The organism is Paenibacillus selenitireducens (assembly GCF_002021565.1).
Taxonomy (GTDB): domain Bacteria; phylum Bacillota; class Bacilli; order Paenibacillales; family Paenibacillaceae; genus Paenibacillus_K; species Paenibacillus_K selenitireducens.
Window position 1 is genome coordinate 627,394 of sequence record NZ_MSZX01000001.1, and the last position, 24,280, is coordinate 651,673.

General features: G+C 46.8%; 24 protein-coding genes. 22 read left to right on the forward strand and 2 right to left on the reverse strand.

Translation table 11 applies throughout. The annotated features are described in order from the left end of the window. The first annotated feature begins 154 nt into the window (after positions 1 to 154). From BVG16_RS02850 to BVG16_RS02890, 9 genes are all read left to right on the forward strand, one after another. Positions 155 to 1,372 (forward strand): peptidylprolyl isomerase, encoded by a 1,218-nt coding sequence (locus BVG16_RS02850; protein WP_078497275.1) that lies wholly within the window; start codon positions 155 to 157, stop codon positions 1,370 to 1,372. A gap of 161 nt (positions 1,373 to 1,533) precedes the next feature. After that, positions 1,534 to 3,603, forward strand: a complete 2,070-nt coding sequence (locus BVG16_RS02855) for a bifunctional aldolase/short-chain dehydrogenase (RefSeq protein ID WP_078497005.1) — start codon at positions 1,534 to 1,536, stop codon at positions 3,601 to 3,603. 28 nt (positions 3,604 to 3,631) lie between these two features. Continuing rightward, positions 3,632 to 4,849, forward strand: coding sequence for an L-rhamnose isomerase (gene rhaI / locus BVG16_RS02860; protein ID WP_078497276.1), 1,218 nt, complete (start codon positions 3,632 to 3,634; stop codon positions 4,847 to 4,849). Then, the gene (locus BVG16_RS02865; protein ID WP_078497006.1) at positions 4,849 to 6,315 is read left to right on the forward strand and encodes a rhamnulokinase; all 1,467 of its coding nucleotides are present in this window, start codon (positions 4,849 to 4,851) and stop codon (positions 6,313 to 6,315) included. The genes rhaI and BVG16_RS02865 overlap by 1 nt, the downstream gene beginning before the upstream one ends. Before the next feature lie 155 nt (positions 6,316 to 6,470). Next, entirely contained in the window at positions 6,471 to 7,931 is a 1,461-nt protein-coding gene (locus BVG16_RS02870; RefSeq protein ID WP_078497277.1) for a circularly permuted type 2 ATP-grasp protein, read from the forward strand. A gap of 14 nt (positions 7,932 to 7,945) precedes the next feature. Beyond that, the gene (locus BVG16_RS02875) at positions 7,946 to 8,944 is read left to right on the forward strand and encodes an alpha-E domain-containing protein (RefSeq protein WP_078497278.1); all 999 of its coding nucleotides are present in this window, start codon (positions 7,946 to 7,948) and stop codon (positions 8,942 to 8,944) included. Further along, a complete protein-coding gene (locus tag BVG16_RS02880) occupies positions 8,941 to 9,828 on the forward strand; it encodes a transglutaminase family protein (protein WP_078497007.1) in 888 nt (295 codons plus the stop codon). Before BVG16_RS02875 ends, BVG16_RS02880 begins: the two co-directional genes overlap by 4 nt. Before the next feature lie 315 nt (positions 9,829 to 10,143). Then, positions 10,144 to 10,935 (forward strand): lipid II flippase Amj family protein, encoded by a 792-nt coding sequence (locus BVG16_RS02885; protein WP_078497008.1) that lies wholly within the window; start codon positions 10,144 to 10,146, stop codon positions 10,933 to 10,935. 41 nt (positions 10,936 to 10,976) lie between these two features. Continuing rightward, positions 10,977 to 11,438 carry a GNAT family N-acetyltransferase gene (locus BVG16_RS02890; RefSeq protein WP_078497009.1) on the forward strand — a complete coding sequence of 154 codons (462 nt, stop codon included), beginning with the start codon at positions 10,977 to 10,979 and terminating at the stop codon, positions 11,436 to 11,438. An 11-nt stretch (positions 11,439 to 11,449) separates the two neighbouring features. On the opposite strand, the gene BVG16_RS02895 is transcribed toward BVG16_RS02890, so the two are convergent. Beyond that, on the reverse strand, positions 11,450 to 12,193 hold the full coding sequence (locus BVG16_RS02895; RefSeq protein WP_158081606.1) for an MOSC domain-containing protein: 744 nt from the start codon (positions 12,191 to 12,193) through the stop codon (positions 11,450 to 11,452). Positions 12,194 to 12,304: 111 nt separating this feature from the next. On the opposite strand from BVG16_RS02895, the gene BVG16_RS02900 reads away from it, so the two are divergent. From BVG16_RS02900 to BVG16_RS02910, 3 genes are all read left to right on the forward strand, one after another. Next, positions 12,305 to 12,730, forward strand: coding sequence for a GNAT family N-acetyltransferase (locus BVG16_RS02900; RefSeq protein WP_078497011.1), 426 nt, complete (start codon positions 12,305 to 12,307; stop codon positions 12,728 to 12,730). A gap of 18 nt (positions 12,731 to 12,748) precedes the next feature. Continuing rightward, a complete protein-coding gene (locus tag BVG16_RS02905) occupies positions 12,749 to 13,273 on the forward strand; it encodes a YfiT family bacillithiol transferase (protein ID WP_078497012.1) in 525 nt (174 codons plus the stop codon). 346 nt (positions 13,274 to 13,619) lie between these two features. Then, positions 13,620 to 14,552, forward strand: a complete 933-nt coding sequence (locus BVG16_RS02910) for a phosphotransferase family protein (protein ID WP_078497013.1) — start codon at positions 13,620 to 13,622, stop codon at positions 14,550 to 14,552. Here BVG16_RS02910 and BVG16_RS02915 read toward each other — a convergent pair. Then, a complete protein-coding gene (locus BVG16_RS02915) occupies positions 14,549 to 15,043 on the reverse strand; it encodes a flavin reductase family protein (protein ID WP_078497014.1) in 495 nt (164 codons plus the stop codon). The genes BVG16_RS02910 and BVG16_RS02915 overlap by 4 nt on opposite strands. Positions 15,044 to 15,215: 172 nt before the next feature. Here BVG16_RS02915 and BVG16_RS32695 point away from each other — a divergent pair, with 172 nt between their 5' ends. From BVG16_RS32695 to BVG16_RS02970, 10 genes are all read left to right on the forward strand, one after another. Next, the gene (locus tag BVG16_RS32695; protein WP_158081607.1) at positions 15,216 to 16,307 is read left to right on the forward strand and encodes a nucleotidyltransferase family protein; all 1,092 of its coding nucleotides are present in this window, start codon (positions 15,216 to 15,218) and stop codon (positions 16,305 to 16,307) included. Between the two features lie 27 nt (positions 16,308 to 16,334). Continuing rightward, complete coding sequence (locus tag BVG16_RS02925; RefSeq protein WP_078497015.1) at positions 16,335 to 17,018, forward strand: HAD family hydrolase; 684 nt, start codon at positions 16,335 to 16,337, stop codon at positions 17,016 to 17,018. A 19-nt stretch (positions 17,019 to 17,037) separates the two neighbouring features. Further along, positions 17,038 to 17,844 carry a GNAT family N-acetyltransferase gene (locus BVG16_RS02930; RefSeq protein ID WP_078497016.1) on the forward strand — a complete coding sequence of 269 codons (807 nt, stop codon included), beginning with the start codon at positions 17,038 to 17,040 and terminating at the stop codon, positions 17,842 to 17,844. Between the two features lie 18 nt (positions 17,845 to 17,862). After that, positions 17,863 to 18,438: a GNAT family N-acetyltransferase gene (locus BVG16_RS02935; RefSeq protein ID WP_332888760.1), complete on the forward strand. Its 576-nt coding sequence runs from the start codon at positions 17,863 to 17,865 to the stop codon at positions 18,436 to 18,438. Further along, on the forward strand, positions 18,432 to 19,259 hold the full coding sequence (locus tag BVG16_RS02940) for an inositol monophosphatase family protein (protein ID WP_078497017.1): 828 nt from the start codon (positions 18,432 to 18,434) through the stop codon (positions 19,257 to 19,259). The genes BVG16_RS02935 and BVG16_RS02940 overlap by 7 nt, the downstream gene beginning before the upstream one ends. After that, entirely contained in the window at positions 19,243 to 19,980 is a 738-nt protein-coding gene (locus BVG16_RS02945; protein WP_158081608.1) for a GNAT family N-acetyltransferase, read from the forward strand. The genes BVG16_RS02940 and BVG16_RS02945 overlap by 17 nt, the downstream gene beginning before the upstream one ends. 77 nt (positions 19,981 to 20,057) lie before the next feature. Beyond that, the gene (locus BVG16_RS02950) at positions 20,058 to 20,621 is read left to right on the forward strand and encodes an FAD-dependent oxidoreductase (protein WP_078497019.1); all 564 of its coding nucleotides are present in this window, start codon (positions 20,058 to 20,060) and stop codon (positions 20,619 to 20,621) included. Positions 20,622 to 20,795: 174 nt separating this feature from the next. After that, positions 20,796 to 21,122 carry an antibiotic biosynthesis monooxygenase gene (locus BVG16_RS02955; protein ID WP_078497020.1) on the forward strand — a complete coding sequence of 109 codons (327 nt, stop codon included), beginning with the start codon at positions 20,796 to 20,798 and terminating at the stop codon, positions 21,120 to 21,122. 89 nt (positions 21,123 to 21,211) lie between these two features. Beyond that, positions 21,212 to 22,054 carry a DegV family protein gene (locus tag BVG16_RS02960; protein ID WP_078497021.1) on the forward strand — a complete coding sequence of 281 codons (843 nt, stop codon included), beginning with the start codon at positions 21,212 to 21,214 and terminating at the stop codon, positions 22,052 to 22,054. Positions 22,055 to 22,228: 174 nt separating this feature from the next. Further along, positions 22,229 to 24,247 carry a copper-translocating P-type ATPase gene (locus BVG16_RS02970; protein WP_078497023.1) on the forward strand — a complete coding sequence of 673 codons (2,019 nt, stop codon included), beginning with the start codon at positions 22,229 to 22,231 and terminating at the stop codon, positions 24,245 to 24,247. Positions 24,248 to 24,280 lie beyond the last annotated feature (33 nt).

Below are 24,280 nucleotides of genomic sequence, written 5' to 3' on the forward strand. Positions count from 1 at the left end.
TCTGCTGTTGTACACAAATGCATTCAGAACCTTAAAATTGGATTAAGGGAGATGTAAGGTTTTTTTATCTAAGATTAAGGTTTTTAATGGGTTGTTCTGGTATAGTTTGAAGAAAGATAAGTTATCCAATCATGAATTGAAAGGGAGTTTTTACGTGACTGAGAAAGAGAAACGGAACCTTGCAGACGAGGAAATCACATCATCTGCATCGTCCGAAGAGTCTGTAAACGCAGATTCTAATGAAGAGGTTGTAACGACTGAACAAGTGAAGGACAGCGATGAGGCTCTTGTAGAGACAGAGAATAAGGAAGAAGAGCAAGAAACTCCGGATGTCGTTGAAGTGGACAAGCCGGAGGATGAATCCATCGAGTCGGCTCAACATGAGGTGGCAGCTACAGTTGCAGCAGCAGCTGGAGCAAGCACGGTACTTGATGCAGCTCCGAAGAAAAATTCAGCACCGATCTGGATGGTTGTATCTGCTGTATTGTTGATTGCACTTATTTTCGTAGCCGTGAAGAATCCGTTGAGCAAAGATAAAGCAGCTGTAGCTACGGTAAATGGCGTAAACATTTCGCAAGATACGCTTTATAACGCGATGTTGGAAGCAGGCGGCAAATCGACATTAAACGGGCTGATCATGTACGAAGTCGTAGGCCAAGAAGCGAAAGCGAACAATATTACCGTAACGGATGCCGATATTGATAAAGAAATTGATACCATGAAGAAGGGCTATGGCAGCGAAGATGCATTTAATCAAATGATGGCGCAATACAATTTGACATTGGATGCATTGCGCAAGGAAATGGTTCCTCAAGTGCAATTGACGAAGTTGTTAACGCCGAAAGTGTCCGTAACGGATCAAGAAGTTAAAGATTACTATGAGCAAAATAAAGCATCGATGTCAACGCCGGAGCAAGTGCGTGCGTCTCACATTCTCGTGAAGACCAAAGCAGAGGCAGAAGCGATTATCAAGGAGTTGAAGGGCGGCGCGGATTTCGCAGCGCTTGCGAAAGAAAAATCAACGGATACGGGCTCGAAGGAAAATGGCGGAGACTTGAACTTCTTCTCGAAGGGTCAGATGGTACCGTCATTTGAAGAGGCTGCTTTCAAATTAAAAGTCGGCGAATTGAGCGATCCGATTCAATCTGACTATGGATATCACATTATCAAAGTTACCGATCATAAAGATGCGGTAAACCCTACGTTTGAAGAGAAAAAAGATGAGATTAAAGATACGTTGATGCATCAGAAGATTTCTGAAATGTCTTCCTCTTATATTACCGAGCTTCAAGGTAAAGCAAAAATTACAAATACGCTGGACAAACCTGCGGCAGAACAAAAAGATACTACAGCAACGGATACAACGAAATAAACCCAAGTTAGACAAGAAGGTCTGTATAATCGCAAGATTATCAGGCCTTTTATTTTTGTTATTAATCTTTGTTTGTTTTTGAAAATATATGTATTCAAATGAAAACAGATATGTTAATATCGAAATAAAGACAAACAAACAAAAATGGCGGAGGTATTCTCATGGTACAAAGTTTGTGGAATAGGGTTGAAGCAGACCAAGTGCAAGCCGGCCTTGGTGAGCTTGTGTATCGTTCGAATTTGATCGGAACAGACCGACGCGTCTGCAATTGGGGTGGGGGAAATACGTCGAGCAAGACCAAGATGACAGATTTCCGTGGACGTGAAGTGGAAGTCATGTACGTGAAAGGCAGTGGTTCGGATTTAGCTACCATGCAGGCGGGCAACTTCACAGGATTGCGTATGGAGGATATTCGCCCATTGTATGAACGAGATGAAATGACGGACGAGGACATGGTGGCTTATCTAGCGAATTGTATGATAGATGCGAAGCATCCACGGGCATCGATCGAGACTCTATTGCATGCTTTCTTGCCGTTCAAACATGTTGACCATACGCATCCAGATGCGATTATTAGCCTATGCTGCGCAGATAACGGGAAACAAATCGCGGAAGAGATTTTCGGAAACCGTTTTGTGTGGGTGCCTTACGTTCGTCCAGGGTTTGCATTATCCAAAATGATTGCAGAAGGCGTGCGCTCGAATCCAACCGCGGAGCTCGTATTAATGGAGAAGCACGGACTTGTGACTTGGGGAGAAACTTCGGAAGCCTGTTATGCGAAGACCATCGAGATCATTACCGAAGCAGAGAATTATATCGAGTCCCGTGTGCGTGAGGATCAATTATTTGGCGGCGTTAAGCACCAAGCTCTAGCTCCAGACGTTCGTAGAAGCATTGCCGCTCAAGTCATGCCAGTGATCCGCGGTGTCGTGAGCGATGTGAAGAAGATGATTCTGTCATTCGATGACCAAGCGGATGTATTGCAGTTTGTCGGAGGGCAAGACGCTCCCGTATTGTCTCAAGTGGGTGCAGCATGCCCCGATCATCTCGTCCATACGAAGGTCGTCCCCTTATTTGTTCCTTGGACACCAAATGCCGATGATATTGAAGGGTTAAAGACGATCCTGATCGAGAGCATAGCAGCGTATAAAGCACAATATCAGGCTTATTTCGAACGTCATCATCATGAAGGCGATGTTATGTTCGAGTCTGCTCCGCGCGTGATATTGATTCCCGGTGTAGGGATGATCAATTCAGGCAAGAGCTGGGCGATGTCTCGAATCAGCGGTGCGCTCTACCATCGTGCGATTGCGGTGATGCGAGGAGCAACAGCGCTAGGTCGTTTCGTATCCCTTCACGAGCATGAATCGTACCATGTGGAGTATTGGCCATTGGAATTGTATAAATTGTCTCTTGCGCCGCCGGAAGCAGAGTTTTCGCGTAAAGTGGCTTTGATTACAGGGGGTGCCGGTGGAATTGGCAGCGAGACAGCGAGGCGTCTTGTATCGGAAGGCGCGCATGTGGTTTTGGCGGATCTAAATCTAGAAGGTGCTGAGAAGGTCGCTGCCGAAATAAATAGCAAGTTTGGCGAGCACCGGGCCATAGCGGTGAAAATGGACGTAACAAGCGAGGAGCAGGTGCAATCCGCATATGCTGCGACGGCATTAGCATACGGTGGTGTGGATATTATCGTGAATAATGCGGGGCTTGCCACCTCCAGTCCATTTGATGAGACTTCATTGCGAGAGTGGAATTTGAATATGAATGTATTAGGTACGGGATATTTCTTGGTCGCACGTGAAGCATTTAAATTAATGAAGCAGCAAGCTATGGGGGGCAGCATGGTGTTCATCGGCTCCAAGAACTCGGTATATGCTGGGAAAAATGCCACGGCATATAGTGCCGCTAAAGCCCTAGAAGCGCATTTGGCACGTTGTATTGCTGCAGAAGGCGGTGAGTTCGGGATTCGTGTGAATACGATCTTGCCGGATGCCATCCTGCAAGGATCAGCGATTTGGAATGGAAGCTGGCGTAATGAGCGTGCAGCGGCCTATGGGATCGAACCGGATCAGTTGGAAGAATATTATCGGAAACGTACGACATTGCTCGTGAATATCTATCCGAAAGATATCGCAGAAGGCATTGCCTTCTTCGCCTCATCGAAGTCAGAGAAAACAACTGGCTGCATGTTAACGATTGACGGCGGTGTGCCCGCCGCATTTACACGATAAAATCATACGAACGGGAGAGATGATGAACGTGACAGATCGCGCATATGCATTATTTGAAGAACAACAGCAGGTTAGAGGCATAGATTTGAATGAGGTACGATCGAAGCTGAAGGCATTGCGTATTGAAACACCTTCCTGGGGTTACGGAGATTCAGGAACGCGATTCAAAGTATTTCCTAAAACAGGCGTGCCGAGAAATCCGTTCGAGAAAGTGGAAGATGCGGCTGTTGTTCATCGTTTGACAGGGTTAAGTCCAACGGTTGCGATCCATATTCCTTGGGATAAAGTCGAGGATTATGGCAAGCTGAAGCGTCATGCCGAAAGTCTTGGCTTGGGGATCGGGGCGGTGAATCCGAATTTGTTCCAAGAAGAGGACTACATGCTTGGGAGTGTTACCAATACAGAAGCGGCTATTCGGCGAAAAGCGACGGATCATTTGTTGGAATGTGTGGACGTGATGAAGGAAACAGGTTCACGAGACATCAGTCTTTGGTTCGCGGACGGAACGAACTATCCAGGGCAAGGTGATATTCGCAAACGTAAAGCATGGATGCTCGAATCTCTGCGTGAGTTGTATCAAGCGCTTCAGCCTGATATGCGAATGCTGATTGAATATAAATCGTTCGAGCCCGCCTTCTATCACACGGATCTGGCTGATTGGGGCATGGCGTATAACTACGCATTGAAGCTTGGACCGCAAGCGGAAGTGTTAGTGGATACAGGTCATCATGCCCAAGGGACGAACATTGAACATATCGTTGCTTACTTAATTGACGAACAGCGTCTCGGTGGGTTCCATTTCAACAGCCGGAAATATGCCGATGATGATTTGGTTGTCGGCACGGTAAATCCGTACGAACTCTTTTTAATTTTTTATCAAATCGTATTGGCTTCTCGGGATACGAATGAAGGTATTCGTCAGCATGTGGATAACATCGCCTACATGATTGATCAATCTCATAATATCGAGCAAAAAATCCCTGCCATGATTCGCTCCGTGTTGAATGTGCAGACCCAATACGCAAAGGCATTGCTCATCCAGCATGCTGAAATTGAAGAAGCCCAACGGAATGGGGATGTGCTAGGTGCTGAAGATGCGGTCCGTCGTGCTTTTGAAATCGATGTAACCCCCTTGTTGCACTCGATTCGAGAGGAACAAGGATTGCCGCTCGATCCGATGCGTGCTTACCGAGAGAGCGGTTATGGTACGCAAATTTTAACGAGAGGCAAGGGCGGTGCGAGCTAGTGAGTATTCTTGCATTTGATCTTGGCGCAAGCAGCGGTCGGGCGATGCTCGGCCGGCTAACGGATACGAAGATGGAAGTGGAGGAGCTGCATCGGTTCGGGAATGATCCTGTGCAGGTAGGCGACCGCTTACACTGGGATATTCTTCGATTGTATTACGAGATCAAACAAGGGTTGCTAAAGGCGAAACATCAAGGCGAAACGCTTCAGAGTATCGGTATTGATTCTTGGGCCGTCGATTTCGGATTACTCAATTCGCAAGGCGAGCTGCTCGGTAATCCGTATCATTACCGCGATTCGCATACAAAGGGGAAGATGGAAGAGGTTTTTGCGGATATTCCAGCTGCTGAGATTTTTGCACGAACCGGGATTCAATTTCTACCGTTTAATACGATTTATCAGTTGTATGCGCTTCAGCATGCGAAGTCCCCGCTATTGCGCGAGGCGGATCGGTTCCTGATGATTCCGGATCTCCTGCGTTACTTCCTAACCGGGGAAATGCATCATGAGTTCTCGAATGCAACAACAACGCAATTATATAACCCGAAGCAGCAAGATTGGGATCGTGAGCTCATCCAGAAGCTTCGTTTCCCTGTATCCTGGTTCGGTTCGATTGTGTATCCTGGGACGCAAGTGGGACAGATACGTGCATCGTTACGTGATGAGTTGGCCATCCCAGCGATTCCTGTGATGGCTGTTGCGGAACATGATACGGGTTCTGCCGTAGCAGCGGTTCCTGCAATGAATAAGTCCTTTGCCTATTTAAGCTGTGGAACTTGGTCACTGATGGGGACCGAGTTGGATGAGCCCGTGATCAATGAGCATGCATTACGATTGAATTTCACGAATGAAGGCGGTATTCATGGATCGTACCGTTTGTTGAAGAACATAATGGGGCTGTGGATTCTGCAAGAAAGTCGACGCGCTTGGGAAAGGAACGGGCGGCGTTATGAATTCGCTGAGCTTGTGCATATGGCCATTCAAGCGCCAGCCTTTACCGCCTTTATTGATCCCGATGACCCGATGTTTCTTCATCCGGGAGATATGCCTGCACAAATTCGTGCGTATTGTCTGCAAACCGGCCAACAAGCACCAGAAAGTCTAGGTGCTACGGTGCGCTGTATTCTAGAAAGTCTTGCGATGAAATACCGATATACCTTTCATCTTACGGAGCAATTGGCACAGAAGTCTTTCGAGGGTCTGCACATGGTAGGGGGCGGCATTCATAATAAGCTGCTCTGTCAGTGGACATCGAACGCGATTGGGAAACCGGTTTGGGCTGGACCTGCTGAGGGAAGCGCTATCGGGAATCTTGCCGTCCAATGGATCGCAAGCGGTGAACTGTCCGATATTTGGGAAGCTCGAAACGTGATACGGGACTCTTTCCAGGTGGATACTTACGAACCTAGGCATGCCGATGAATGGGATCAAGCTTATGAGCACTTCTTGCAGATTACTAGACTATAATGCATGGATGGGATATGTGGACATGATGAACGGCTGCCGACCTTGAAGAAGGATGGCAGCCGTTGTTCGATTCACAGGAATTCGGTCTGCTATGGGAGCGGAATGAATATATTGAGGTAAAATATCGATCATGCATCATGGAGGAGGCGATTGCGATGTCGAGGGCGAATCCAAGCGGGTCATTCTACTACGATTCACAATCTTATTATGATGAAATGTTCACGCACGACTTCTCCGTTCGCCCACATTATAACTCCGTCTACAGCTTATTCGCCCACATGCCAGCTTCCAAATTAGCCGCACGTCAACAAGCGCTCCACCAGCGAATGATAGAAGAGGGAATCACGTTTACGCTGTATAGTCCGAACCAGCAGGAACCTCTCGAAAGGACGATTCCCTTCGATTATATTCCGCGTGTCATTCCGAAGGTGGAATGGGACCTCATTGACCGCGGTGTCCGTCAAAGGATTCAGGCTCTCAATGCATTCGTGCATGATATATACCATGGTCAGCGCATGGTTCGGGATGGCCTAATTCCGAGGAAAATGATTTTATCCAATATGTATTTTCGTCCCGAGATGGTAGGTCTTGAGATCCCTGCTAACGTCTACATCACGGCATCCGGCATCGATTTGATACGCGATGAGAATGGGCAATATTACGTATTAGAAGACAACTTACGAACTCCCTCCGGCTTCTCCTACTTATTCAAAGGCCGCACATTAATGAGCGAATTATTCCATGATATCTATTTATCGAGTTCCGTTCAGAGCATTGAACGCAGCATAAATTGTTTTCTTAGTTCTTTACGAGCGTTAGCTCCAAATGGAAAGAAAGATCCGCTAATCGTCTTGCTAACGCCGGGGTCGTATAACGCTGCTTATTATGAGCACACATTTCTGGCTCAGCAAATGGGGATCCATTTGGTTGAAGGTCGTGATTTGGTCTATCAGGACCATAAAATATATGTGCGAGATCTGCGTGGGCTTCGCCAAGTGGATGTCATTTACCGACGAATCGACGATCCGTATTTGGATCCGCTCGCCTTCCATCCGGACTCTTTATTAGGCGTGCCGGGGCTGATGAATGCTTACCGCGCGGGCAACGTGGCGATCGCGAATGCGCCAGGTACCGGAGTCGCCGACGATAAGGCAGTGTATGCCTACGTACCGGATATGATTCGATATTATTTGGGCGAAGAGCCGGTATTGCATAACGTCCCGACGTATATTTTAGCGAGGAAAGATGAAAGAGAATATGCGCTTGCGCATCTGAATGAGCTTGTTGTCAAAGAAACTTCATTATCCGGCGGATATGGAATGCTCATTGGGCCTAGCGCGACCTCTGAAGAGATTCGAGCTTTTTCGACAGCCATTCAACGTGACCCCAGTCGGTATATCGCTCAGACCACCATGAAGTTATCCAGAGCACCTGTCATGATCAACGGAGTCATGTCACCAAGGCACATCGATTTACGGGTATTTGCGTTGATGGGAGCAGAGACGCATGTCATTCCAGGCGGACTAACGCGGGTAGCGATGAAGGAAGGTTCGCTTGTCGTGAATTCCTCGCAAGGGGGAGGCGTCAAGGATACATGGGTGCTTAACGATGAATGATGGGAGGAATCGTCATGTTGAATCGAAATGCAGAAGCATTGTTTTGGATGGGGCGATATATGGAGCGGGCAGAGAACCATGCGAGACTGATTGATGTACATTATCATCTGCAAGCAGAACATGAATTGGGGTTGGAACGCAGCCCTGATCACCTGGAACGTATCGATTCCTCGACGAAATGGATGCGTATTGTCGAGGCGCTGGGCTCCCGATCGAATTATGAGGAACAGTACGGGGCATTTACTGAAATAGATGTGCTGCTATACATGACCTTGGATTGGGGGAACGAGAATTCGATTGTTTCTTGCGTCAGCCATGCCCGAGGTAATTTACGAACACTGCGCGAAAAAGTTCCTAGCGAACTATGGGATTCGTTGAATGGCTTCTACTTATGGCTGCGTGAATGTCAACCGGATGATTTGCTTCGGGAATCGCCGCACACGTTCTTTGGCCGCATTAAAGATTGGGCAGCATTGTTCTTAGGTCTGTGCCAATCGGTCATGCCGCGTGAGAATGAATGGCATTTCATTGAATGCGGTCGGTATCTGGAACGTGCAGAGAACACGCTGCGAATCCTGAAATCCACCATAAGTGCGGCATGCAGCGAAGGATGGAGTCATGCGGCATCGTATCCTTATTTGCAAGCTGTATTGAAATCCGTCAGCGGACATCAAGCATTTCGTCGGTATTACGCGGACGGGATTGCGATTGAAGCTATATTTGAATTTGTTATTCTAAATGCCGTGTTTCCAAGATCCGTACAATTTTCACTTCATTCGCTGGACGAACATTTGCGGCTGATAGAATTACAAGATAAAACCTTGCGAACGCAGCACGATCGGATGATTCGACAGGTTGGAAAGGTAAAGGCAGATCTAGCCTGTCTGGAGCAGGATGATTTCATGTTGCTAGATTCCAACGCGGTATTAGTGAATCATCTGTTCGATGCGACACAGCAATTAGGCGTTGCTTTTGCCAAAACCTTTTTTCGATTGGGGGAAGCGAGTGCGTGAAGCTGCAAATCTCCCATGTGACGCAATACGATTATGCCGAACCCGTGACGGACAGTGTCAATGAAATTCGATTATCCCCCAGTACGAACGAACGACAATCATGCTACCACCTGGCTATTTCCATCGAACCGAATGCTCCGCTTTTTACGTATGAAGATTTTTTCGGGAATCGAGTTCACGCCTTCTCCGTGAATGAACCGCATCAAAAATTGTTGATTCGGACGCAAATGACGGTCGTGACTGAGGAGGCGCCTAAGCCGGAGGTATTAGCGACAAGACTGTGCCGTATGCCTGCTGAAGAAGCGTGGTCTTGGCTGCGATCAGATGAAGCAGAGAATCGCTTTATCGAATTCTTGCTACCGACGACGTATACCGAGATGACTCCGGAAGTCCTTTCCTTCGCCGAAAGTGTATGTCCCCCTCGCGTGATGATTGATGTCTATGAATGGTTAAAAGCATGCTCTTCCAAGATTCGTGCTGATTTTATGTATGACCCGGAAGCTACCACGGTCCAGACGAAAGCCAGCGACATGATTCTTCAGAAAAGGGGCGTATGCCAAGATTTTGCACACTTGATGATTGCGGCCTGCCGATCGTACAGCATTCCTGCCCGCTACGTCAGCGGTTATCATTTCGTGGGTGATTTACAAGGTGGAAGCACCGACTTCGTGCAAGCCTCGCATGCTTGGGTAGAAGCTTATGTTCCTGTACTCGGATGGTGCAGCTTCGATCCGACGAATGTAGCTCCCGTTGGCGAACGTTACGTGAAGCTTGGGCATGGGCGAGATTATCAGGATATTGTTCCCGTCAAAGGGGTCTATCAGGGGGAAGGCGATCAACAGCTTCAGGTCGTCGTCGATGTACGAAAAATCCAAGAGACCTAATTACGTGGAAGCACATGCGGGGAGTTGCGCAGTGCGAAGCTATTATCCGCGTATGGTCGGTCCTTGCATGTACGGTACCGCAACCCGCTCCACCTCGAATCACCAGAAGGCATGCTGTTGTCTGTAGATGGGAGAATTAAGACGGAAATCGAAGGCGTATACACCTTCATACCTGCAAAATAACACAAAAAACAATACAATCATTTAGGAGATTCATCCTAACTCTACCATGGCAAACAATGGTATACTAAAACCCACCACGAGTTATCATCGATGGTGGGTTTTATCATTATATGATGTTGCAGGTGATCTAATTTGTTACAACAATTGTTACTCGTATCGGTATTAACGATGCTCATTCACACCTCAGAGACATTGTCGTATGCCATCCGCTTTGCAGGCGTCCGTACAGGGAAGCTAGCCGTTTCCATGACGCTCTCCGGGATGATTGTGCTGGTATCGAGAACTTCGAACATGGTACAAGGCGTTATGGTCGGGAAGATGATCGATTACGCCAAAATCCATGCCGAATTCCCGTTAGAAAGATATTTCCGCGTCATTATCGGATCCGCTTCGATCGGCACGGTATTAGCGATGCTATTATTTCCTTCCGTCGTGTTCCTGGCAGGCCGGATGATTTCCCATCTGGAGGTAACCGGTTCTGTTCCGAAGCTGCTCTTCAGTGTATCGTTCTCTAAGTTGAAGCATGCAAAATCGCATTTGCGCAAGCCTACCTTCCGGATGCTGAAATCACTCCGTATCTATGATGTCCCGAAGCGATTGCTCATCCTGAATTGTGTCGTGACCTCCATTTATACGGTAGGCGTGCTCGCGGCGCTGTACGCTTCGTTTACAGCCGTATCGGGAACCGCTGCTTCCCAATCCTCGGGACTGATTAACGGGATTGCAACGATCATCATGACGGTACTCATCGATCCTCAAATCGCGCTGCTCACCGATCGTGCGTTACGAAACGATCAAGATCAAAGACTTTTAGGCAAGGTTTATGGATTAATGATGATGTCGCGATGTGCAGGAACGCTGCTTGGTCAGCTTATTTTCTTGCCGGCGGCAGCATGGGTTGAATGGTTAACCCACGTGTTATAAAGGATCAAGGATCTTGAATACATATAGGATGGTGTCACAGTATGGAGAAGCAAACGGTGTTGAAAAAAGCGGAGCTCGAGCAAGTGGAGCAAGTTGCGAAATTGTTTGATCAGTATCGCGTATTTTATGGACAGGCTTCCGATCTGGCGGGAGCACGTCAATTCATTCTAGAACGGCTTGAGAACAAGGAATCGGTGATCTTCATCGCGTTCGACGGTTCAGAAGAGCAGAGCGCGGTCGGATTCGTACAGCTCTACCCTTCGTTTTCGTCGGTGTCTATGAAAAGAGTATGGATATTAAATGATCTGTTCGTTGTATCTGAAGCCCGTGGGCAGGGCACAGGCCGTCAGCTTATGAGTGCAGCTCGAGATTTCGCAAAATCCAATGGAGCGAAAGGGTTAAGCTTAACGACAGCCCATGATAATCTGACAGCACAAAGTCTGTATGAATCCTTGGGATATATCCGGGACGAACATTTTCTTACCTATGAATTGTATTTCTAGAAATTCGATATTCACTTGTCTTGTACATATACAGGATCCTGCTGCTGGATGATTCCGGTATGTTGGACGGATGCATATACACCAAAGAATGCTTTTCGTTCTTGGTGTAATTTTTTTAATAAGCTTGGATCGCGTTTATAGGTATCTGGATCTAGGGTAATGATTGAACAGCGTTCACAGGGCTCGTCAACCTGCAATGTAACAGCATCCGCTCCTTCACCAATCCGTATGTGCTTCCCGATCCAATCCGCTTCGACAAACGGGGTATCGTTCTCCAAAGCGACAACCAGGTTCGGTCGAAATCTCCGGGGGTCGAGCGGCTTGCCCCATAAGCGCTCCATGGCTCGGATCGAAGCATCCGTGACAATTAAGATGCTGCTCGCGTCAACTGCTAAGACGTCCGAGCTAGTCGGAAGATGCTGCTCCATGTGTGCAACCTGTTGAAAGGTTTGACGGAAATGCTGCAAGAATTCCTCATCCCAAGTGAAGGTATGGCCGGTCTCATCCATGATGGTTACTTGCGGGAAAGCATCAGGTGTCCCCTCCCCTTGAAAGGAAGCTTTATAGCTTAGCATCCGCGGGTAATTTCGTGCCGTAATAAATCGATCCCAGCCCGTTTTCGTAGAATTGATAAAGGCATGGCTGCGATCCCCGTACATGCCATAGGATTCGATATGCGCAAGTTCGAGCTGCTCCCCACCTAAGGATTTAACAGGATGTCGGTACAAGGCTTGAATATTTCCTAATTGATTCATAAGTTCCTCCACATACATGCAATATAGGTACTATTTTATCAAATAGAAGGATCGTTTATAATAGGGAATGTGTTCACGAACATACCTATTTGAAATCGGAGTGATAAAAGCATGCTAGAGACATTAAAGGATCGACTGCACGAAGAGGATATTCAGGAGTTAATCGGTTATTCTGTATTTCCTGATCCTGATCGTTTGACCCAAGTGATAGATAATTACAAGAAGGATGATCAGCTTCATATATATGGTGAGGTTACGGAAGGTGAAACAATCGGATTCGTTGGGTTTACGATGAATGACAATGGCGAATTAACGTTGCAGCATATTGCCGTTCGACCTGAGGATCGTGAGCATGGGTATGGCCGTGGGATGATGCTGGAACTTATCGGTTTAATGAATCCTGCTTCAATCCAAGCAGAAACCGATGAGGAAGCCGTAGATTTCTATCGAAATATTGGATTTACTGCCTATAGTCTGGGTGAGAAATATCCGGGGGTAGAAAGATTCCGGTGTGAATATATCGTAGACGAAGAATAATCAAGTGGGGGAGATGCCATGGATACGTTGAAGTACCCGATTGGACCATTCCAATACGAAGGCGAGATTACTGCGGAACAACTTGGAGGGTGGATTCAAGACTTGGAACAATTGCCCGTGCTGTTGCGCGAAGCGGTATCGGGGCTAACGGAAGATCAATTGAATACCCCTTACCGACCGGGCGGGTGGACGATCCGCCAAGTTGTCCATCATATCGCAGATAGCCATATGAATAGCTTTATTCGCTTTAAGCTTGCCCTAACGGAAGAAGTCCCGACGATCAAGCCCTACGAAGAAGCACGGTGGGCGGAACTTCAAGATTCCACAAGCACTCCTATCGATGTATCTTTAATGCTGATTGAAGCGCTGCATCATCGTTTTGTGGCTTTATTACGTTCTTTATCTGCTGAACAATGGGAACGCAAGTTTATCCATCCGGATTCAGGCGAAGTGAAGCTTGCGAGATGTGCAGGCATTTATTCGTGGCATGGCAAGCATCACACCGCCCATATCACTAGCTTAAGGGAGCGTAAGGGCTGGTAAAGGCTACGATTTCCGGCCGACCAATTGTTGATCTTGAGCAAGTGAAGACTGAGAACCCAGCAGACAAATGGACACCAATACGACAAGAGTTACGCGGACTTGGGAAGCTAATTTTCTCATCGTTCTAACCTCCTGTTAAAGCTTTGGATGAACCATACGTGCTTCAAGATTCCTATTGCCAATCAACGAACGAGCGATATATCGAAGAGCGTAGCTGAGGGGGGAATTATGAGCGTAATGTAAATTTCCCCCTCTATATTGACTGTAGCAGATATGGCTTTTCTTATACAACAGTTGGTTACAGAAAACATGACCCTACGATGATTATGAAGAAGGAGGAATACGCATGATAACAGATCGTTCCATCTTATCGGAACGTACGTTGTTGCAGTGGGTAGAGCGGTTCTACGAAGACGGAGCGCGCGTGCAGAAGGTAACCCCTTTGCTAGGCGGTATATCTGCTGCCGTGTATTTGATCTCGATTTCCATGGAGGGGCAAGCCGATCGCGAGGTTGTATTACGTCAATTTACGAACAAAGACTGGCTCAAGGATGAACCCGATCTTGTTCTTCATGAAGCGGCAAGCCTTGCGATTGCAGCGCAAGCAAACATTCAAACTCCTGGGCTGATTGGAGAGGATCCAACGGGTGAGCACAGTGGAATCCCTTCCGTTCTCATGACGAAGCTGGACGGCCGGGTAGATCTTCAACCACAGGATATGAAGAAGTGGCTCTCTAACATCGTGGATGCGATGGTTCGGATTCATCAGGTTCAGATATCTGGGGAGTGGTCATGGGAATATCGTGCCTATCGGGATATGGATCACATTCAAGTTCCGGCATGGACACGGCAGCCTCACCTATGGGAAGAAGCGAAATCGCGATTAAGTCGTTTTCGCCCACAAGTACATCCGGTGTTTATTCATCGTGATTTCCATCCAACGAACTTCTTGTGGGTCGGCGAAGATTTAAGCGGGGTTGTGGATTGGGTGAATGCATGTCGAGGGCCAGCAGGTATTGATCTCGGGCATTGTCGCGTGAATTTGGCCCAACTCTATGGCGTCGAGACGGCTGACCTGCTGCTGCAGTTCTATAAGAGTCATCCCGACCGAGCGACGGAATATGATCCTTATTGGGATTTGATTACCTTCATGGATTTCCATATGGACAAACCAACGGTATATGGAGGATGGGAAGCTCTTGGCATTCAGCATCTGACGGATGACTTGATGCTTGACCGATGCGAGATCTATTTACATTCCATTCTGGCACGCTTCTAGAGTCGATAGGTTGAACAAATCTCACCTATGATGTAGATATAGGGATCGCCTTCGATCTCATGCTCTTGTTGCAAGGATGAATCCCAGAGTGGCGTTGTCATCGGTTGCGTGACAAGCACTTTACATTCGAAGTGCACGCCATGGCATGGAATAATCGGTGTGGCGATAGAACGTGCATCTTGAAGGGGAAGCTGGCAGGCTTCGATTTTGTTGACTTCTCTTCCTGAATGTTTTCCGCAGTAATAAACTTTTGAAGCCATGTCTTTATCCTCTGGTATCGAAATAGTAAATTCGCCAGATTTGCGCAAGAGCTCATAGGTATACCGATATTGCCGAATCATCGCGGTAAATACCGGTTTGCCTAGCAAAAATCCTATACTCCCCCATGCAATGGCCATGGTATTGACCTGTTGGTTTCCTTGCGTTGTCATGAATGCCCCTGTAGTTACCATCTGTTCTATCGCAACCTTCGTGTGTGTTGTATACTCCATGGTAAGACCTCCTGTACGTGAATTGATTTTATATTGTTATTGTAACGTGCTGGCTCCTTATATTTTGTGATCCGATTCACAGGACAATCAGAACGGTAAAATAACAGAAAATAACATACGCCATGGACTCTGGATTATAATGAATGAACTCTAGTATACGGAAGTGATATTCATGAAATGGGAGAAGCAATTGACGCTTTGGATGGAGAAAGACGCGGACATCATGGAAGCGCTCCGAGTTCTCCAGCAACTCAACTTACGTGAAGGCGCCATCGCCGCTGGTTTTGTTCGAAATTATGTATGGGATCAGCTTCACGGGTATCCAACACGAACCCCCCTCAATGATGTGGATGTGATTTATTATGATCCTGAGACGCGAACCGAGGAACAAGATCAATCCTATGAACGGGAGCTTATGAAGCGGATGCCGCAATACCAGTGGCAAGTCAGGAACCAAGCACGAATGCATCTTCGGAACCAACATACGCCTTATCGGTCCATATCGGATGCAATGATGCGCTGGCCGGAGACGGCAACGGCGGTTGCTGTAAGGTTGAATGCACAGCATCGTTTGGAGGTCATTGCTCCATTTGGTTTGGATGATTTATTTGGGTTGATCGTCCGTCGAGGTCCGCAGTTTGAGGACGTGGATTATTTTATACAGCGTATCGAACAGAAGAACTGGCGGTATCTGTGGCCTAAGTTGGATCTCATCACAAGCGCGAGTGAAGCACATTCGCAATCGGAACGCACAATACATATCCGTCTTTTGAAGGGCAGTGACGTTGAGGCTTTTGCAGAACTTCGCTTAGAAGGTCTGAGACTGTATCCAGAATACTTTGGGGAGAGCTTAGAAGAAGCGCATAAGTCCCCTATGGAGAAGATGCGGGCCAAATTGACGAGTACGTCGGACCGTTTTGTGCTCGGTGCATGGAGTGAAAAGAATGAACTCGTCGGGATGATTGGCTTCTATCGGGAATCGGGTGCGAAGTTTCGCCATAAAGGGGTGTTATGGGGGATGTACGTGACGCCTTCACATCAGGGACTCGGCATCGGTAAAGCACTGCTCCAAGCCGCGATTGCGCAAGTGAATAAGATTCAAGGTGTGGAAAAGGTGCAATTATCCGTCGTAACCTCTAACCTCCCTGCGAAGCGCTTATACCAACAATACGGATTTGAAGGATATGGGCTTGAAAAGAACGCGTTTAAGTGGAATGATCAATATTGGGATGAAGAATTAATGTTTCTGCAAATCTCGTCATAGATAAAAGAGGAATTAGGAGGGATCTACATGATCAAAGCAGTAGTATTTGATTTCGACGGGTTAACGCTGGATACCGAGTCTTCTTGGTATGAATCGCTCAAACAAGTTTATACAAAATACGGCGTTGAGTTTCCTGAGGAGAGTTTCTTTCAAACGGTTGGAACATTCGATGGAGATTTTAAACCTTATCAATTCTTATCGAACGCTTTGCAGGGAACACCGGACAGCGAATCATTGAAAGAAGAAGTGCATGCGATCTTTCATGACATCATGAGTCAAAAGCAATTACGAGAAGGCATACTGGATTATTTGGAATCTGCGAAGAAGCTGGGACTGAAGATTGGCTTGGCTTCAAGCTCTACAAAAAGCTGGGTGGAGTCCTATCTACGTGCATACGGAATTTATGAATATTACGACTGTATCCATACATCGGACGACGTGTCGCGAGTCAAACCGGATCCTGAGCTGTACTTGCTGGCCCTACGCAGCTTAGGGGTTGAAGGCCATGAGGCGGTTGCGTTTGAAGATTCATTGCATGGCCTTCATGCTGCTAAAGCTGCAGGACTCTACGGTGTTGTTGTCCCGAATGCGGTCACGCATCATCTGCCGTTCACAACGCACGACTGGAAGCTTGCATCCATGGCGGATATGTCTCTAGCCGAATTAATCCAGCAAATAGAGGCAGCCTCCGCGTCTATACATCAAGAATAACGAAAGGATTGAAACGAAGATGAGGATTCGCGCAACGCTTGCAAGTGATTTGGCACAGATTGCAAAGCTGCAGCCAGAGCATTGGTCAGACATTATGCCATTTTTTCATTATTATTTGGAAGAGCCTAGCTGCCACCCCTTCGTTGTAGAACATGAAGATCGTATCGTTGCAGTAGGGAATGTATTGATTTCGGAACCCGTAGCTTGGATTGGGCATATTATTGTATCGACAAATGACAGAGGGCAAGGCATTGGGAAGCAGTTCATGAGCTTTTTAATGAAATTCAGTCAAGATCAATCCGTGAAGTCGATTGCGCTTCTGGCTTCCCAAGAAGGCAGACCTTTGTATGAGAAGCTGGGCTTTCAAGCCATTACGCCTTACGTAACCTATTCTCGTGAAGCCATGCCTACCGAGCCAGACATGAATGCGATTGTTCCCGCGAGTACAGTGGATGTAGATCAAATTTATCAAATCGATGCGGATGCCACGGGCGAAGATAGACACCGCATATTGCAATCGCATGTGCGTCATATGCAAGTTTATAAAGACAGACAAGGGGCGATTCAAGGTTTCTATGCACCTACGTTCAACGATGGACCTGTCATCGCAAGGACCGAAGAAGCGGGAACGCAGCTTCTGTGCTTGAAGCATCAAGAAGCAGGCAGAAGAACCGTCGTTCCGATGGATAACCAAGCTGCGCATCGGTTCATGCAGGAGAAAGGATATGAGGTTACTGGCTACGCACTTACGCGGATGGTATGGGGAGAGTCCATAAATTGGCAGCCAACTTGCATTTACGGACAAATCCACGGCTCATTCGGATAAGAACGAGGAGAGGTGTTCATGATGCTCAGAGTGGCAGATATTTTCGGGAGATTTCCTCAGCTGGAAACAGAACAGCTTATATTACGGAAGATGCGGAAAGACGATGCACGAGACTTATATGAATATGCTTCAGATCCGGATGTTTCACGTCATACGTTATGGAATGCCCACCGGTCGTTATTGGATTCGCAGCGTTTCTTAGAAGCGGTGATTGAACAATATAAATCCAAGGAAGTGACCAATTGGGGGATTGAACACAAAGCGGATCGCAAATTTATTGGAACTTGCGGTTTTGTGTACTGGAACCCGGATCATCGTCGTGCAGAGATCGGTTATGCCTTATCGAAATCCTATTGGAATCAAGGGATCATGAGTGAAGCTGCGCATGCCGTGATGCAATTCGGATTCAAGAAGATGCTGCTTAACCGATTGGAAGCACGCTGTAATGTGGAGAATATCGGTTCGGAGCGTGTGATGCAAAAGATCGGGATGACCTACGAAGGAACCATACGTGAGCAGCTGCTAATTCGCGGCAAATTTGAGGATGTGAAGTTGTACTCTATTCTACGAAGCGAGGTGTCACTAGAATGCTAGATGTGGAGAAATTAACGACAGCACGGCTGATCGCTTCAGAAGCTGCACGTGACGCAGGGAGAATTGCGAAGGATCGATTCGGATCATCCTTGATCGTGAACGAAAAGGGCGAGGACGGGGATCTGGTAACCGAAGTGGACCATCTTGCAGAACAGGTCATTCTAGAGCGCATTCAATCGCAGTTTCCGGATGATCAAATCCGGAGTGAAGAGACGGGATGGATCGGTGTCGAAGGGGAATGGTTATGGCTTGTGGATCCTTTGGACGGTACGAACAATTATGCTATTGGACTAGCCGTATTCGGCGTATCTATCACATTATTATTTCGAGAGCAACCGGTACTTGGCGTGATTTATGACTCCATTCAAGACCAGCTGTATGTTGCGGAGCAAGGGAAAGGCGCCACTTGCAACGGTCGTCCGATTCAGGTAAATGCCAAGCAGGATACGCTTCGTAAAATGACGGTCGGATGGATTCAAGGACATCAGGTTCAAAAAGATCCCTTAGCAAAACATCTCAAACAACATATGGATGAATCTTTCAAAAGGGTGCTTCGCTTGTGGGCACCGACATTACTCTGGGCTATGCTCGCGCGAGGAGATTTAGATGGCATTATCCTGTATAACTCGGAAGGAGATGATCTCTATTCGGGGATCGTGCTCGTTCAGGAGGCTGGAGGCGTTGTCATGAATTTCGATGGGACGCCATTCGAAGGCATGACTCGTGAACCTTACATTATTGCGTGTCATCCGGATGTCAAAGTAACGTTCTTGCAATATGTTCGAGAGACGTTGGAGTCTTATCATGATCAGGCTGATTGAGGAACGGTCATTCAACGCTTGGCCGGCGCTGCAAACGATCATTTATGACGGCTGGATGCTGCATTTTGCACGGGGGTATTCCAAGCGTGCCAATTCGATCAAACCGCTATACGCTTCGTCGATAGATATCCATGAGAAAATTGCGCGATGCGAGCAACTCTATGAATCACAGCAGCTAGATGTCATTTTCAAAGTCATTCCAGAACTTCATGGGCCTGAACTCGATCACATCTTAGCGTCTCGCGGGTACCGATTTGCCGATGAAGTGAGCATGCAGATCGCAGATCTTCGTACTCTGCTAGATGCGTCCGGACCAAGATCGGTCAATCATACTGATAAGGCGAACGACGAATGGATTTCAGCCTATTGCCGATTAAGTCACCAGATTAGCGAGCGTGCAAGGGAGACCATGACTGCAATGCTTAGCAGCATTGTCCCGAAGACATGCTTTGCTTCGATAGAGGTAGATGGACAACCTCTTGCTTGCGGATTTGGGGTTTGCGAAGGAAATACGGTCGGGCTATTTGATATCGTGACGGATACGGACCGCCGAAGACAAGGATATGGGGAGGCTTTGGTCCGTTATCTCATGCAATGGGGCAAAACTCAGGGAGCAGCATATGCTTATTTGCAAGTGGTAGCATCCAATGTGCCTGCTGTATCGCTCTATCATAAATTAGGCTTCCGAGAAAGTCATCGACATTGGTATCGCATTCGATAGTTAAAAAGTGGAAACCTTGGACTATAATCGTTATACTTAGAAGATGCAATGAAATTCCGACTAAGGGAGAGATGGGTATGTATGATGTAATTATTATTGGCGGCGGTACGGCTGGCGGAAGTGCGGCCATTTTTGCAGCGAAGGCAGGTAAAAAAACGCTTGTTCTCGATAGTAACCAGAGTATGACCAAACGTGCATGGATGTTGAATCATTACGGCATCAAAGAAATTGCAGGACCAGATCTTATCCATATCGGACTAGAGCAAGCTGCGAGTTTTGGCGCAGAGATCAAGGAAGCAAAAGTATCGAACATTACGACGATGGATAACGGGCTTCGCGTACATACCGAAGAAGGTGAGTATGAAGCACATCATGTTGTTCTTGCGACAGGAGCATCTACAGAATTGGCCGGTAATATCGGTCTTGAGCTCAAAGAAGGCAGAGAGCCACGCATCAAAACGGTCATTGCCGTGGATTCCGATGGTCGGACAAGTCAAGCGAACATTTGGGCAGCGGGTACGGTTGCAGGTACAAGCGTGCATACGATCATCACGTCTGGCGATGGTGCAAAAGTTGCGATTAATTTAATTAGTGAGATGAATGGCGAGCGTTACGTTGACCATGATGTGTTAAAAGCGTAATCGACCGTGAAAACCATGAATAATTAAGATATCAAGACCGTAAGCTCTTCGGAGATTACGGTCTTTTTTTATACACGGACGAACTCGATTTGTTTTATTTGACAATGATAATCATTATCAAATATGATGTAGAGAAGAGATAAATAAAATATATACATACAGGAGGTATTCGATTTGTTTATTCAATTGCGTACGATTGTTGTAGAACAAGGAAACAGTGATCAGGTTGTTGCGAATTTCAGCAAAGAAAGCCCCGTGGAACAGATGGAAGGATTCCTAGATAAGACGGTCATGGTAGATAAGAGAGGGAAAGAGGACGAAGAAGTCGTTGTTATGATTCGCTGGAGATCGAAAGAAGATTGGAAGAATTGGGAGAAGAGTGACGTTCATATTCAGGGTCATCGTGAGAAGCGAGGTCAACAACCTCCTGCATATGTGATCCGTTCGAGTGTCAAAATGTATGAAGTTGAGCAAGTGAAGCAAGGAAAGGTAAATTCATAGCATTGAACTTCCCACGCGTTGTCAGTATAATGAAACATAATTCATATGACCTCATATGATAACTAGATGACGGGAGAATCACATATCTAATGACCATAAAAATCATCACAGACGGCAGTTCGGATCTTACACAGGAGCTGGCGCAACAACATCAATTATCGATTGTGCCGCTACGTGTTCAATTTGGCCATGAGCAATTCAATTCTACTATGGATACGGATTTATTCTATGCCAAAATGAGAGAGTCCGAAGAACTGCCGAAAACATCAAGTCCTTCACCGATTGAGTTCTTGGAGCAATATAAACGAGCTGCTCCGGAGCAACCGATACTTGTACTTGCATTATCCTCGGTATTAAGCAGTACCTATCAACATGCGGTGATGGCCATTGAGATGTTTCGTGAAGAGGGATATCAGAATCCGGTTGAAGTATTAGATGTGAAGACGACATCCGTCGGGCTAGGGTTAATCGCGATTCGGGCATCAGAATGGAAGGACCACATGCCTTTTGCTGATCTTGTTACGCGTATGCACCAACTTATTGAGACGACGCAAACTTTATTTACATTAGATACATTAGAAAATGTTATTAAGGGTGGACGCTTGAGCCGACTTAAGGGAAAAGTTGCTTCCGTATTGAACATCAAATTGCTTATGCATGCAAGCGAAGAAGGCGCCGTTGAAGTGCTCGAAAAGCTGCGCGGAACGCAAAAAGCGATGAAGCATTTGATGGATAAAGTCGGTGATGCTTGGAGCCATTCGGATAAAAAATGGATTGCATGCGCGCATTCGAATTGTGAAGAACGGGCGAAGACCTTTATGAAAGAACTGCTTCATAAATATCCATTTGATAAAGTCATTATTATGAATATGGGACCGGTTATTGGCACCTATGCTGGAGAAGGCGGCATTCTCGTATCCTATTCATCCTAAAAGAATCGAACATGCAGGGAAACCTGCATGTTTTTTTGTTTTCTGTCCAAGTCGGCGTAAACATGTTGCATAGGGGTGGGGGGGTTGATATGATAAAAGGAAAGCGTATGTTCAGGACGGTTTTTAGAAATGAATGTATAGAGCAATTGCAGGATGGAATGAGGTTGTTAATGGATGAAGAAGAAAGAAAATGATACTAATTTAAATATTTCTCAACAAAAGAAGCGACTCCTGATCGCGGCTATTCTTTCATTTCCGTTGCTATGGGTGATGATTAGTCATTTCGCATGGGCAGGCAACATGTATATCCCTGCATTTTTATTGAACCCTTGGGTCCAGTTTGTATTGGCAACACCTGTACAATTCTGGATTGGACGCACCTTTTATATCGGGGCTTACAAGGCATTGCGCAAGGGAATTGCGAATATGGATGTCCTTGTCGTATTAGGGACCACTGCAGCCTATGTATTCAGCCTCAGCGCTACATTGAAATGGATGCATCAGTATCACCATATGCCGGGGATTTATTTTGAGACAAGTGCACTATTAATTACGTTGGTCTTATTAGGCAAGCTGTTGGAATCTCTGGCCAAAGGGAAGACTTCAGCACCGATTCGAGCATTGATGAAGCTTGCGCCTACCCATGCTACGATCCTAAAAGAAGGAGTGCAGCAACAAGTCACTGTCTGCGATATCCAGGTTGGCGATCACCTCATTGTGGAACCTGGCGAACAAATCCCTGTGGATGGAAGCATAATCGAAGGTGAATCGACGGTCGATGAGTCCATGTTGACGGGAGAAAGCATGCCGATCGACAAAAAGACAGGAGATCTTGTGCGAGGAGCCTCACGAAATTTGAGTCATCGTATGGTGATGCGTGCAGAACGTATCGGTAAAGATACGATTTTAGCGAAGATGATTAAAGTCGTAGAAGATGCACAGAATTCGAAGACAGCTATTCAACGCGTAGCAGATTCTATATCGAGTGTCTATGTCCCCATCGTGGTGGTGCTTGCAATTCTGACCTTTGGTTTATGGTATATGGTCTTTCAAGCGGGTGATCTTGCGGCTGCTCTTGAAGCGGGTATATCGGTTCTGGTGATTGCTTGTCCATGCGCTTTGGGACTGGCAACGCCGAGCTCCATCATGGCGGGGTCTGGCCGGGCGGCTGAAATGGGTGTCCTATTTAAAAGTGCTGAGTTTCTAGAATCCACGCATGAAGTGGATATGCTTGTGCTGGATATTACAGGAACGATTACGGAAGGGAAGCCAGAGCTAACGGATATTTATGTTGAGCCGATCGGAGATGCGGTGACCAAGGAATTAACAGAAGCTAAGATTCTGCAATTCATCGTGTTCGCAGAGCAGCAGAGCGAAAATCCCTTTGCCAGAGCAATTATCCAAGGGCTTCAACAGAATAATGTAGAACTGCCTTCAGAGTATATGCAAATCGATCAGTTTGAATACTTGCCCGGGTTCGGAATCCGAGCCATGGTGAACGGACATACCGTGGTCATCGGAGCGCGGCGTTTATTCAATCGTGAACATATTTCATATCTAACGGCTGAAGCGAGATTAGCGGCGTTGGAGTCCGAAGGGAAATCAACGATACTCATTGCGATTGACGGTAAGTTCTGCGGCATTCTTGCGGTGAAAGATTCCATTAAGAGCACGTCTGCACAAGCTATCGCCCGCTTGAAACAAATGGGCATTGAAGTGATATTGATGACGAACGATCATCGTCGTACGGCACATGCGATCGCGGCAGAAGTAGGTATTGTGCATGTACTACCTGAGGTTCTGTCGTCTGAGAAGGCGGAAGAAGTGAGGGCGCTCCAAACCGAAGGACACCAAGTGGCCATGGTAGGGGAAGGACTTCATGATCGGTTGGCGCTCGCTATCGCGGATATTGGGATTACGATTGGGAGTGGTTCCGATGTGGCAATGGAGGCAGGGGATGTCTCCATTATGCGCGGAGATCTCAATTCGATTGCCGATGCGATCTTAGTCAGCCATAAGACGATGAATAATATTAAACAGAATTTATTCTGGGCGGTTGTCTATAATATTATCGGGATTCCGATCGCTGCTTTTGGCTTATTGGCGCCTTGGGTGGCGGGTGCGGCGATGGCATTAAGCACCATTTCTGTCGTATTAAATGCTTTAGCGCTGCAAAAAGTCAGAATAAAGTAACACGAATGTTGAACAAATGATCATTTTGTAATC